Origin of the sequence: Oceanisphaera submarina (assembly GCF_046521305.1) — a bacterium.
In the GTDB taxonomy this organism is placed as follows: domain Bacteria; phylum Pseudomonadota; class Gammaproteobacteria; order Enterobacterales; family Aeromonadaceae; genus Oceanimonas; species Oceanimonas submarina.
Map to the genome: position 1 here is coordinate 28762 of NZ_JBKGFN010000009.1, position 13207 is coordinate 41968.

The following is a 13207-nucleotide window of genomic DNA, read 5'->3' on the forward strand; positions in this document are numbered from 1 at the left end:
GGCAGCTTAATATAAAGCTCGCACCGATAAAATCTCATGTTTCACTGAGGGTTCACCTCATTTCATGACCCAAATAACCCCGAAGACCCACTTGTATAAGCAATGCTGAGACGGGTAGTCAGAAAGCTCTTCCATCAGCTTGATGGCATGTTCTTCCTTCATCTTCGGTAGCACCTGATAATAGACACCCCCTTGCCGGAAGAAGTAATAGGCACGGGTTTTACCGGTATTAACTTTTATCTGCCTTGCATCACCGGATTTTCCCGCCATCACGATGGCCTAGCCGCAGTCAACCTGGCACAAAGCATGGTCCGTGAGAAAAGTGCTGCTCCCGAGCTCTGCATGCTGCCCTAAGGCAATATTGAACAGGCGATCACTATGGTAAATGGCTCAGTGTTGGGCTTTCATCCGGCGTCTATGCCAAAGGCAAGGTCAGCGCACTGAAAATAGCGCGCTGGTACAGGCCGGGAACGGGAAAAGAGGCGATACATAAATATGTCGAACCCAGGGCCATTATCTGGGTGCAACAGTCAATCGCCTAGAATTAACATATCTGCAATGATCAAGATGTCCATGGGGACTAGCCACCATATGCTCGCCCCACAAAGCAGAAAGATCATTTGAATTCGGCGTAAGGGGTCAACGGTTGTGGCGGCAGATCCAAATCGCCCTGCCAACCTCCCAGCGAATAACGAAGATACAACAAGCCATGACTGGGAGTGTAGTCTCTCGCCTGCTGGATATCGATGCCGACGCCCAGGAGCCAGTCCGCATTCAGCCGTCGTTCCATCAAGGCACGCAGGGTATAGCCAAATCCACTGCTGCTGTCACCCTGCTCGATGGTATTCGCATCGGGCAGTCCCGTCGGTATCAATCCCGCCAGAGGATAACGCCGCTGATCCTCGGTGACCGAACGGGACCAGGACACAGAGCCACCCAGTTCCCATGACCAGTTATCGGAACGCTCGCGATAATTCACCGGCAGTGCCAGAGACAGATATTGCTGGGGACTGAAATAACCGCCCTGGCCCAGCGAATAACCGCTGAGATCTTTCTGATATTGCCACCACATACTGTTCATACCGATACGAACCTGACGGTGAGGCTGATTGACCAGCCTGTAGTAATAGCCGCCCATCAATCGGGTACGCCGGTTATCCGCAACATTTTCACCGGTCAGCAAATCGGCACTGATGTCACCCCACACACCATGGTCGCCACCCTGATCGTAACTACCGCTCAGGCTGATACCGGTTGTTCTCACTCCACCCCAGCTGATGCCGGTATTGGGATCCCGGGTACCGCCAAAGGCCAGCAATGAACTGACCAAGGGCCGCCGGGACGCACTCAGGGTCCAGCCGATATCACGCCAGTCGCCGCTATAGCCAAGACCACCGACCCAGTCCACCACTTCGAAACCGAGTGGCGTGGTGCCGATATCCCCCTGCCAGTGCTCATTCCGCCAACCCACGCCAACACTGCCCCCCGAGGTGCTCTGATGATAATCGTCACGGCAACCCACTTCCCGACAGGTCCCAAACGTTTCCTCGTAAACGCCATCATCGAATCTGCCCGCATCCATTTGCACCATGTCGGCACGGAAAAATGCCCGGCCATCCAGCATCGGTGTTTCCAGCTCCAGCATACTGGTATGGGCCGTCAGATCCGAATACCCTCCGGTGCCACTGGAACGCTGATAGTCATATCCGAGTGTGATGGTGGTATCCAGCTGCCGGTACAGATCTGCCGCATCGGCGCGAATGCTGCGGGTCAGCCAGTCATCATCGGCGTTCACCCGGGTCAGTCGGGTGAAGTCGACATTATCCGTCGGTGGCTGATCCGCCAGACTGCCGGCCGCCATCGCCTGGCTGTAGTCATACAGGGCCCGTTGCGGCTGTCCGTTATCCCAGGCCAGTCTGGCCGCATCACGTAGTAGCCAGGCACTTTCCTGCGATGGCGCCTGTTGCCTTGCCTGCGCCTTGGCATCCTGGAATAACTGCTCTGCTCGCGGCCATTCCCCTACCGCCGCCCAGGCCTGGGCAATCCGGCGCGTGCGGTTCAGCGACGGAGGCGGTTGATCCAGCGTCGTATTCAGCCCGAGTAACTGCCGACGTGCCTGAATCAGATTACCGCCGGCAATCAGCGCCTCAACCTCACCCAGCCGGGCTTCATCATTATTCTGCTCTCGTTCCAGCACCTGTCGATAGCCGGTCAGGGCTCGCTCATGGTCACCGACTTCCAGCGCCCAATCGGCCAACGTCAGTCCGATACGAGTGCTGGCCGGTTGTGCCAGCAACAGAGCCCGTGCACCGGTCTCATCTCCCTGCTCTCGCAGGCGACGGGCCTCGATCAGTACTTGATCCTGTTTCAACCGCCGGGCCAGCTCGGTCATATCTGTGCTCCATCGAGCTCGCGGCCAGGTATCCAGATGTGCCAGTGCCGCCGCTTCACGCCCACTGGATGAAAGATAGAGGGCATAGGCATACAGTTGTTCCGGATCATCGGGCTGGCGCGATACCAGTTCGGCAAAGGCCTGATCGGCCCGTGCCGGCTGACCCGCCAGCCGCAAATCCGACGCCAGCCGGTATGTCAGCCAGACATCATCCGGGGTCAGCCGGCGGGCAAGGGACAGCGTCTCGGCCGCCGCTTGCCATTGCCGCTCTTGCTCCAGCCGTTCCGCCTGCTGCTGTAACAGTTCGCTGTGCAGCCGAGGCTCACGGTCTCCCAAGGCCTGCCGTTGACGAGGGGACAGCTGCTGCAGATAATTCAGCGCCTGAGCCGGTGATTGCTGTTCATACAGGCCGAGCATGCCCCGCAGGGCACCACCATTAAGCGGATCCCGCCGCAGCGCCTGTCGAAAATATCCTTCGGCCTGTGTCGACTGACCGAGGGCCAACGCCACCTCCCCCAACCCCAACCAGGAATAGCTGTCACTGTCGTCCAGCACGCTTGCCTGCCGATATTTTTGTCGAGCCAGACCGACATTTTCCGTCTTCAACGCCCGATCACCCTGCTCAATCAGTAGCCAGTAGCGATTGGTCTGCAGCAAACTCTGCCACTTGCCGAGCTCATCATTGTCGGCATCCGCCAGCAGCAGTGCTTGCTCGAATAGTGAAATGGCCTTGCCGCGATTGCCTTCACGTCCATAGGCTATCGCCAGAGCGCCCAACAGACGCGCATCATTTGGATAGGCAACCAGCGCCCGCTTCAGCAGCGGGATAGCAGTCGCGCCCCGGCCCTGATCCACCAGCGCCAGTCCTCGGATCCGATCCCGAAAAGCCGGCTGTGCCAGCAAGGTCTGCTGCCGGCGCAGCAGTTCATCGGCCTGCCCTCCTGCGCTATCCTCGGATGCCGCCACCAGCAATTGCAACTGGACCAGGCTTTGCTCACTCACCGGCATCTGTTTGACTTGCGCCAGCCAGAGATTGAGCGCCTGACTGCGGGTGGCAGGATCGGCAGCCATCTGTTGCAACAGGGCAAAACCCTGTTCTGCTCGTTCGTCTTCGAATAACAGATCAACCAGTATGCCGCGTAGATTAGCGTTACCGGGATAACGACGGTCCAATGTCTGTAAGCGGGTTATCGCCAGCGACCGCTGCTCGGGCAGTCGGGCTACCAGCCGCCAGTATTCCACCGCCAGGTCCAGACTGGGAAAATTTTCACCGAACAAGTCCTGATAGGCTTGCCGGGCCTCTGCAAGACGGCCGCTTGCCGCCAATAACCGAGCCTGCTGCAATTGTTGCCGTCCAGCGCCCGTCACCAGCCGCATGGCATTTTGCGCCTGGCGATACTCAACCGACTCTGGCGCCAACAAAGCCAGCCGCTCCAGCTGCCGGCGAGCCAGAGGAACGTCGTCCTGGCGCAGCGCCAACCGCAATCGCGCCGCTATTACCTGAGGGTAATCAGGGGCAACCAGCTCCAGGCGATGCAATGACTCCTCAACCAGGTTATCCCGGTTGCTGGCCTCGCCCAACCAAACCTGCTCCAACAGCCAGGGCTCGGGTGTTACCTCTGCCCGCACAACCGGTAACAGAGCCACCGGCAACAGGACCAGAGCAAACGACCATCTCAGTAAGCTTAACGATAACTTGAACATGAATTACCCCACCCAGGTACTAATTCACCCGCTTGATTGAAAGCATAACGCCGTTGATCCCAGCCCTGCCCGAACAGGGTCAACACCGCATCGTAATAGGATTGCTCACCGACTGGCTGCGCGGCCAGTCGCCGGCGCTGTACTTCCGCTGCGCTCGTTTGCTGCAGCAAAGGCAGTAAAGCAGCGGAAAAACCGACCGACCCACTACCGAAAGCCTTGCCAGTCAATACATCCACTCGTTCAGGCGGCACACCCAAAGTCGCGGTCAGCTCGACCATCGGTTGCAGGTGTGCCGTCAGTGATGCCCTATCGGTGGCGTCGTCGGCCAACATGCCGACCCACAGGTAACTGCGGATGGCATCATAGCTGCCGATACTGCCGGTCTTGGGATCCGGTAGCCAGCCTTCCTTTGGCTGCCAGACGACCCAATCTGGCAGCAGACCGGAGGGGGCCGCTTCCAGCAACAAGCGCTGGTTGCTATGTCGCATCGCCAGCCAAGGGCCTTCAAAAGCGGCGAAACGCGCCAATAGCTGGGGCGGCAAGTAACTGGGATTAAGAGTCCAGCGCTGCTCTTCGACAAAACCGTTTTTCCCCGGTAGCAACATCACGCCCAGGCCGGGAATGTTCGCCACTTCTTCCCGAGCGATGCGCTGCAATAGCAAAGTACCCAGCATCAGGTAACGGCGGTTATGCCACAGCCGACCGGCTTCCAGCAAATCATAGGCCAGCCACAAATCCGAGTCGGCAGCAGAATTGGGATCCAGCACGCCCCATTGCTGTTGCTGATCCTGTCCCCATAGCCAGGCCGGCAGCCGTGCCGTCATATCTCCTGCCGCCAGGTTATTTTGCGTCCACTGCAACAACTGCGCGAAAGTGTCACGATCATCGGCCACCAGGGCGAAAAACATGCCGTAGCTCTGCCCTTCCGAAGTGGTAATATCTCGTCCTCCGGCGGGATCAATCACCCGTCCCTGCTCACTGATATAGGCTTGCCTGAAGTGTTGCCAGGCTGGCCAGTCACAAGCAGCCAAAGTACTGCCCGACCAAAGCAGTACCAGGCTCAGCATTCCTGCCATCATGCCGCTCATAGGTTAGTCCTTCTCATCCGGCGACAGCCGACGGCGACAGCCGACGGCGACTCAGCGTTCGTAAAAACAACCACAATACCCATGCCATCAGCAGCGCACTGAAAGCCGCCAGGGCAGCCAACACCAGCGGGTGCGGTGACAACATAAACCAGACTCGTTCCCACCAGGGCAAATAGCCCACATGGTAGGCCTTACCCACCCGTAAACTTTGAACTCCCGATTCCCGAATCACCGCCAGTGTGCCCGACAGATCGGCACGCTGATCGCCACTGTTGATCATTTCATTGAGCAGCTGATAACCCCGAGGGCTGTCAGCCAGCAGTGCCACCACGCTACGTTGCTCATGAAAGGGAGACTGGAAACCAATTACCGCCGCCATGGGGCCATCAGAGTCGATTATGGTTTCACTCTCCGGCGTGTCATCCAGTCTGTCCGGTATCAAATGGGGTCGTGACGCCTGGCGGGCAGGCATCTGCACCCGGCTTTTGGTGGCCTCGAACAGCAGGTGAATATTGTGATCATCACGCAGACTGGCCGGTATTGAACCTATCAGCAGTACGTCCAGATCCCGGTCTTGCACCTGTTGCCAGTCATCACTGAGCCGTACCCCCAGTGCCGGATAGCCGGTGTGTGCGCCAATGGCGCCCAGGGTATTGAGCAAGGCACCCACCTGCGCCGGAGCCGGGTGTTCGTTAACCACGACCATAGTCTGGGACAGATCTGCCAGTCGACTGAATGGAAAACCGGCATTGGCAAAGGCGCGCAAGTTCGGCATCGCCATGAAGTGGCGGTAACCGGAGAAGTCGATGGTCGAGTGACCATCGATCACCACTTGATTGGGGATGGGCCGGTAGGTCTCGCAATGCTCGGGCGTACCACCAAGGATGGTGTTGGCATAGTCGAAGTTGAAGCGCAGTTGGTTGCTGGTGTCCAGCTTGAGGGACGGTATGGTCAGCTGATTATCACCGGCAGCTTCTTTGAACAGCTGCATCTGCAACTGCGTTTCCCCGCTTTGCTCTCGCGGTTTGAGTGCATAAGCCCGCAGAAACTGATCGTTGAGATGAACAGTCAACCGCGACCCGTCATCGTTTTTTGGCGAGGTATAACGGTATTTCAGCTGCAAATCGATACCCAGATCACGCGCCATGTACAGATCGGGCGGCAAGTTCAGGGTCAGCGCCATTGGCGAAGGCTCGATACCGGAAGTCTGCAGTTGCTCGGGATAATTTTGCAGTTCGGTAAAAGTAATCGGCCTGTCGGTGCGCACCCAGTTGGGAGCATCATAGGGCTGACGCGGCATTAGCGGACTGACATCCGCCACGGTGACACTCTGCCCACGAAACAGAATACTGCCCTGGGCTATGCCCCGTACGGCGGTGATCAAATCGTCATCATCACGACCGAGTACCAGCAACAACTTGACGTAAGGAGTTTCCGGGTGACTAATCATCTCCACGGTCGGCCTATCAACGGCGGGATAATCCCGCAAAAAATCCGGACGTTGCTCATTAGTGGCAAAGACAATGCCGTGCCGTGTAGGCAACTGGTTGAATAACACCGGAAACTGCTGACCACGCCACGCGGCCCGAGCACCGAACCAGGATGCCAGTACTGCCGCCGCCTTTTGCTGAGCCAGCGCCGGTGATGCGGAAAACACCATCGGCAGGGTCAGTGGTCGATTATCCCGGCTATCGAAAAACGGCTCTGGAAAATAGGACAAATCATTCTTCAACGGCAATGCCTGATAGCGTAACGACAGCTTGCTGCCACTACCGACATCCAGCCACAGGGCACTGTGGGCCGGATTTTCACAGGTGCGTTGATAATGACCGATGAAGTTCAGCTTTACCCGGTTAAAATCGCCGATATAACGAGGATCCAGCGGCACCTGAACCCGACTTCGGTTACCCAGTTGCCCACTGGCAACCGGCACCACTCCCATCATTTCATCGTTGAGATACACCTTCACTTGGGACTCGACCGGTAACAATGCCGGTGACGGAATAAATTCCAGGTCCAAAAGAGCGCCTGATACCATTTCGTCACTGCGTACTCCGAACTCCAGCTTCCCCTCGGGACTACTGCCACGCAGAACAAGGTTCCCCTTCGACTCGGTCGCGAGCTGCGCAAAATCGAGAGTAACCTCGCGGGTCGGAATCGGTTCCAGCCGGTCAGCCATCTGCACCGATATATCTTCCGTATTGGCCGGGGTATTGAAACTCCCCAGCATCAGAGTGAACAAGGCGATTTTTTTTATCATTATTACCTCATCAAGGTTGAACCATTGCTCGTTTCAGGTCGGGTAACGGCGTGTCTTTTTTTGGTATACGCGGCATAAAGGATGCCAGCCATAACAACAGCCAACCCACGCTACCAAATAGGTGCGCCAGTGGCCTTGGCAGGTACTCGAGCAGGCTGTAAAAGCCGCTGCAACCCAGCATCAGCACATCGCTCAGGCTGGCTACCGGTTTATCGCGGGCAAATTCATCCTGCCTGCGCGCCCAGGTGTCGGCCCGGGCAAAAGTACATTGGATAAACTCGATATGCTGCTCTCGGGTCAGGCTACTCAGTTGTAGCCCGATACTGCGACCCAATCGACGCTTCACGGTTGCCGGGAAGATACATTCTCGCCGTCCTTTGCGAAGCAACAGGGTAACCGAGTCCCCTTCGTGCAGCAGGCCATCCTCGCGCAGTTCGATGCCCATGCCGCCGTCCGAATAATCACGCACCGTACAGGGAAAAAGGTGGCCATCCCGCCGCTTGACGGCGGCAGACAGAGCAATATCGACCCGGTGTGACAGCCGTACCTGTCTGGCCTCCACCGCTACGGCGATGGCTCCGCCCAGTATCATCAAATTGAACAGTACCCAGCCAATGCTCAGGATAACCGTCGGCATCTCGGCCGCATCACCATATGCCAGCCGCCAGCCACCGGCGAAAAGGCCGCACAGGTTAAGCAGCACCAACACCAGATAAGGCCTGCTGATAACCCAGTCAAAATGGGCCCTGTCCACCAATCCACCCTTGGCGGTCACGTTGAAGGTACCCTTGTGAGGACTGAGAATAGCCATGGTAGTCGGCCGGGCTATATACCAGGCCAGCACGCTTTCGTAGACCTCGTTCCAGAACGAATAACGGTATTTACCCTGAATTCTGGAGTTGGCCAGGTTGGCATGGATCATGTGCGGCAGTACGTAGAGCACAATGGCCAGTGCCGGAGCGTGAATGATGTAGGCATGCAGTAACAGGAAGGCCATCGGTGCGGTCAGGAAAATAAGCCGGGGAATGCCGGACAGAAAGTGCAACATGGCGTTGGCATAACAGAGTCGCTGAGGCAGCTTCAAACCCTTGCCCAGCAAGGGATTATCGAGTCGGAAGATCTGTACCATGCCTCTGGCCCAGCGGATCCGCTGACCGATATGGGCAGACAGACTTTCGGTCGCCAGGCCGGCGGCCTGAGGAATTCGGATATAGGCCGATGTATAACCGCAGCGATGCAGCCGCAGCGAGGTATGAGCATCTTCGGTCACGGTTTCGGTTGCAATGCCGCCTACCTCATCCAGCGCACTGCGGCGAATAACGGCACAGGATCCACAGAAGAAAGTCGCGTCCCACATGTCATTGCCATCCTGCAGCAAACCGTAGAACAGAGAACCCTCATTCGGGGTATGACCGAAGCGGCCCAGATTGCGTTCAAACGGATCCGGCGAGAAAAAGTGATGCGGCGTCTGCAGCATGGCCAGCTTTTTATCCTTAAAAAACCAGCCCATCGTCAATTGCAGAAAGGTGCGGGTCGGCACGTGATCACAGTCGAAGATAGCAACAAATTCACCACGGGCCTGCCGCATGGCGTAATTCAGGTTACCGGCCTTGGCGTGTTCATGGGTTGGCCGGGCAATATAGTGAACCCCGGCCTCCTCGGCGAACGCCCGGAATGGCGCCCGGTTACCGTCGTCAAGCAGGTAGATATTGAGCTTGTTCTTCGGCCAGTCGATGCCCAGAGCCGCATAGATGGTCGGCTTGACCACGCTCAGCGGTTCATTATAGGTCGGCACCATGATATCGATGGTCGGCCACTCGGCCGGCGGTATCGTCAACGGCGTCGGCTGACGATGCAGAGGCCAGAGCGATTGAAAGTAACCCAGCACCAGCACCAGCCAGGCATAGGTCTCTGCCGCCAGCAACAGCAAACCGAAAAACAGGCTGAGCGGATCGTCCCAGTTCAGGGTAGAGGTATAGCGCCACCAGAGATAGCGACAGGACACCAGCAGCGACAGCATGATCATCAGCAGTCCGGCAAAGCGACCGGGTATGCAACGAACCAACATGGCCATCACCCACAACACCAACACAAACACCAGCTGCGTCTGCAGGTCAAAAGGCTGAGATATGCACAGCAAGGCCAGCAGGGCCGAGAACAGCAATATCAGTATCAGCCCGACGCGACGGAGTCGTCCGGAAGGAGCCGCCGGGGCTGCATCTGGTTGCTGCCGGCCCGTAATTTTTACTGGCCGTCGCCGCAGGCCATCATTACTGAGCACTCGGGCTGACCAGCGCGCCCATATCGGCGTTCGTTGCCCAGCAGGATAAGTCAGCAGCAACCAGCCGCTCTGCAGCAAATAACGCAGACCATCCCCCAGTCGAGGACGTTCCGGCGACAGATGGGGAAACCAGTAGCGAACCTGGCTACGCAGCACCTGCCAGCCGGGGGATTCCAGCCTGAACAGGATCCAGGCCAGGATAAGACCTGAACAACACAGGCTGGCGGCCAGTACCGAGCTACCCTGATGACGATACCCCCGATACCGATGCCCCAATGCCTGCAGCCCCTGGCTGAACAGTGGTCTCATCAGCCAGCTCATGATCTTACTCCGCTCACATGAGCCCGGCACCAGCTGGCCAGTATATTGAGCTCATCTGCCGCCAGGCTGGCGGCATCGTATGCGCCTACCGGCTGCTTGGCAGCCAGCGCCTCGGCCATCGCCTCGTCTCTGTGTATCGACACCGGCAACAAGGCATTCAGATGTTGCTGCCAGTATTGCTGCAAATCCTGCTGCAGGCGGCTATCGGCAGAAAACTGGTTAAGCAAAAGCCGGATCCCCAACGGCAGCGGTTGCTGATACAGACGAATATGGCTGTTCGCATCCGCCGTCAGCACACATAACACCACATCGGCTATCTCCCGCCACTGCTCGGTGCAGGCCGGTCCGGAAGCAGGAAAATCCAGTAGCAGCCAGCCATAATCGCCGCCGTCGCGCAACTGAGACAGATATTGCACCCAGCGCTCGGGCGCCTGCTGGTGTTGTGCCAGCCAATGATGATACTCGGCCACCGACAGCTGCCCGAAGGGCAGAAAATCCAACCCATTTTCATAGCACAACGCCGCCTGGTGCCAGGGTTGTGCATCCAGTTCAGCCCGGGCCCAACCCTCCGCCAACGACACCGAAGAGTTGAAGTGCAGACGCAGCTGATTATCCGGCGAGAAATCGATGACCAGCACCCGTTTGCCCTGTCGCCGCAAGGCCCAGGCCAGGCCGGCCGTCACTGAGGTGGTACCCGTACCACCGCGAATCCCCTGCAAAGCAATTACCGGCATGATTTTTCGCCATCCATCGACAGCGACAGCTCGCTCAACAAGGGCCAACGCTCGACAATGGCAGCCAGTTGCTGCTGCCGGCCGATATCCTGGTATCCCAGTTCAGGCAACGACACCATCCGGTCCAAGGCGCCGAGGTCATCCTGGGTTTCTTCTACCCAGAGCAGACCATCATATTCATTGTTTTTATGCATCCATGCTACTCCTTGATATACAAGCTATATCATCGGGGGTAGGGCACCCAGTCACCCTCGCTGAGACGGATGTAACTGTCGCCCTGAAATTCCATTACTACCGCATTATCATTTTCCGACACCGCCACCGTTTGCGGCAGTCCCTGGGTCAGGGATTGCCAGTCGATATCCGCCGCCTCGAACTGGCGGCCATCCACCAACCGGGCAATTAGTTCGGAAATCGCCAGATAGCTGCTGGGGGCCTCAATCTCCAGGGGCGATCCCTGCTGCTCCGCCCGTATGCCAAACAACTTGATGCCGACCGGAACCCGGGTCATGGAGGGGCTGGGAATATCGCGCAGGCCGGACAGTTGCACCTTGTCGCCGACCAATGCCGCTCCATGTTCGGGAACCACTACTACCATCAGCTTCCGACCTGATTGATCCAGTGTGTCGAAGAAGGTATCCAGCTGCTCAAGCAGGTTAAGGGCACGATCATGATAGGGAGCGGTGATATTTTGACCGGGCAGGCGATTACCATCATGCAGCGGGATCAGGTTGAAGAAGGTCGCTGTGCGGGTCTCATCATCCACCTGACGCTGCTGGAGCCAGCGACTGAACAGTTGTGTATCATTCAGCACAGGCGCGCCGTCAAACGAGACCAGCGCCCGGTCAATACCCTGCAGGGACATCAGTGGGGCCTGCAGCTGACCATGCTGGCGCAGAGCGGTCAGGTAGCCACCAAAATCACCATCATGATCCATGGACAGCCGAGTGGTGAAACCCAGTTGCGCCAAGTTGTCGAACAGATAACAATGGGGATCGGCCGCTTGATACAGGTTTTCCTGAGCAGGCTGACCGCAGCTGGCGCGTAGCAAGCGGATCCCGGCTGGGCCACTGTAAGAGGTTGCCGAATTGAAGTTCTGAAAACGAATGTCAAACCGTTGCCAGAAAGGATGCGATGCCAGTTTGACCGCTGCCATATCCGACCATGACAGCGAACAGATATTGATCACCAGCAAATCGAAGGGCACGGCGTCGCTAGGTAACGAATCGGGGAAGCGGGTTTGCCGCTGTCGTTCCTGTTGATAAAAGGTATCCAGCGCGGCATTCAGATTCTGATTGGTCGCCTGAACGCCGGCTGATGACACCTGAAACGGGGCGGTTTGCGGCTGAACGAGCTGATGTTCGGCCACCGACGAGAATCCCACCGGCAGCAGATTCACCGCCGGAACAGAAAACCCCTGTAGATTAAGCCAGCCTAGGGCCGCCACCACCAGCACAGTGAAACGGAGCCACTGGGCCAGGAACAGGTAGGCGACCCACAGCACCAGGGCCGCCCCCAACATCTGCCAGTTGATAAAGCGCTGTATCAACTCCAGTAAATAGACTCCGCTCAGGCCCGCCAGCTGATCACCTTGACTCAACAGGCTCCCGACACCGGGCAGCCAGGTGTCATGATAAAACAACCCTATTCCCAATGGCATCGCCAGCCAATGGCGCAAGCGATGCAGCCTGATATTCGGGATCGGCAACAACAAAAATGCCACCAGCACCAGGTTGGCCAACGGGTGGAAATTCAGGTAACCATGCCACAGCAAACCGAACTTCAGCAGAAAATAATAATTCCAGCCACCCAGACCGCGCCAGTACGGCCCCAACAGGGGCATGGAAGATGAAGAGCGATTGGCAGCGTCGATGTCTTTATTCATGCCGCGTATCTGCAAAAGCAATGGATTCGCGCCGCCGTATCCCTTTGGGATTCCAATCGAGCACTGATAACCGCAAGACACTCCGCCACCATCGAAGACGAGAAAACTTGCCCTACAGGAAATAACCCGGTGGCAGCACGAGTGCTACCTACAACAAAACTTACACACACAATATCGCTCATCTGCATGTCTATTCCTCTCGAAAGACCGGCAAACAGATAGTCTGGGTTGTCGCCGGGCAGTAACGTCAGAAATAACCTCTTGTCCCAGATTTTCCTCACTGGCTGCCAGGACCGGTAACCATTCCGGTATCTGCCGCCATCGTATTTGTCTGTCACTGAACCAGAATATGGAGATCCTGGTATCAGACCTTCCGCTGGTGAAAAAACACTCCATGGATAGCCGTAAGCTGTAATCCAATACTAGCTCCAGATCGTTGTTAGCACAGGAAAAAATAAACAAGAATAGACAGTCACAAGCACTATGGCGGGTTCACTCGCCCGGCTAATACGCTACAAACTGAAAGCCGGTGCCACCTTCGG

General features: G+C 57.2%; 8 protein-coding genes. All 8 read right to left on the minus strand.

Annotated features, from left to right (window positions below):
- Nucleotides 1-57: 57 nt before the first annotated feature.
- The 8 genes from ACLEIV_RS10105 to bcsG all read right to left on the minus strand — a co-directional run bounded on the left by ACLEIV_RS10105 (nt 58) and on the right by bcsG (nt 12665).
- A complete protein-coding gene (locus ACLEIV_RS10105; protein ID WP_410456528.1) occupies nt 58-270 on the minus strand; it encodes a hypothetical protein in 213 nt (70 codons plus the stop codon).
- A 346-nt stretch (nt 271-616) separates the two neighbouring features.
- Entirely contained in the window at nt 617-4096 is a 3480-nt protein-coding gene (gene bcsC / locus ACLEIV_RS10110) for a cellulose synthase complex outer membrane protein BcsC (RefSeq protein WP_410456529.1), read from the minus strand.
- Entirely contained in the window at nt 4078-5184 is a 1107-nt protein-coding gene (gene bcsZ, locus ACLEIV_RS10115) for a cellulose synthase complex periplasmic endoglucanase BcsZ (RefSeq protein WP_410456530.1), read from the minus strand. The genes bcsC and bcsZ overlap by 19 nt, the downstream gene beginning before the upstream one ends.
- A 13-nt stretch (nt 5185-5197) precedes the next feature.
- Nucleotides 5198-7444 (minus strand): cellulose biosynthesis cyclic di-GMP-binding regulatory protein BcsB, encoded by a 2247-nt coding sequence (bcsB, locus tag ACLEIV_RS10120; protein ID WP_410456531.1) that lies wholly within the window; start codon nt 7442-7444, stop codon nt 5198-5200.
- Nucleotides 7445-7454: 10 nt separating this feature from the next.
- A complete protein-coding gene (bcsA, locus tag ACLEIV_RS10125) occupies nt 7455-10046 on the minus strand; it encodes a UDP-forming cellulose synthase catalytic subunit (protein WP_410456532.1) in 2592 nt (863 codons plus the stop codon).
- Entirely contained in the window at nt 10043-10780 is a 738-nt protein-coding gene (gene bcsQ, locus ACLEIV_RS10130; protein WP_410456533.1) for a cellulose biosynthesis protein BcsQ, read from the minus strand. The genes bcsA and bcsQ overlap by 4 nt, the downstream gene beginning before the upstream one ends.
- On the minus strand, nt 10771-10974 hold the full coding sequence (gene bcsR, locus ACLEIV_RS10135; protein WP_410456534.1) for a cellulose biosynthesis protein BcsR: 204 nt from the start codon (nt 10972-10974) through the stop codon (nt 10771-10773). The genes bcsQ and bcsR overlap by 10 nt, the downstream gene beginning before the upstream one ends.
- A gap of 29 nt (nt 10975-11003) precedes the next feature.
- On the minus strand, nt 11004-12665 hold the full coding sequence (gene bcsG, locus ACLEIV_RS10140; protein ID WP_410456535.1) for a cellulose biosynthesis protein BcsG: 1662 nt from the start codon (nt 12663-12665) through the stop codon (nt 11004-11006).
- Nucleotides 12666-13207 lie beyond the last annotated feature (542 nt).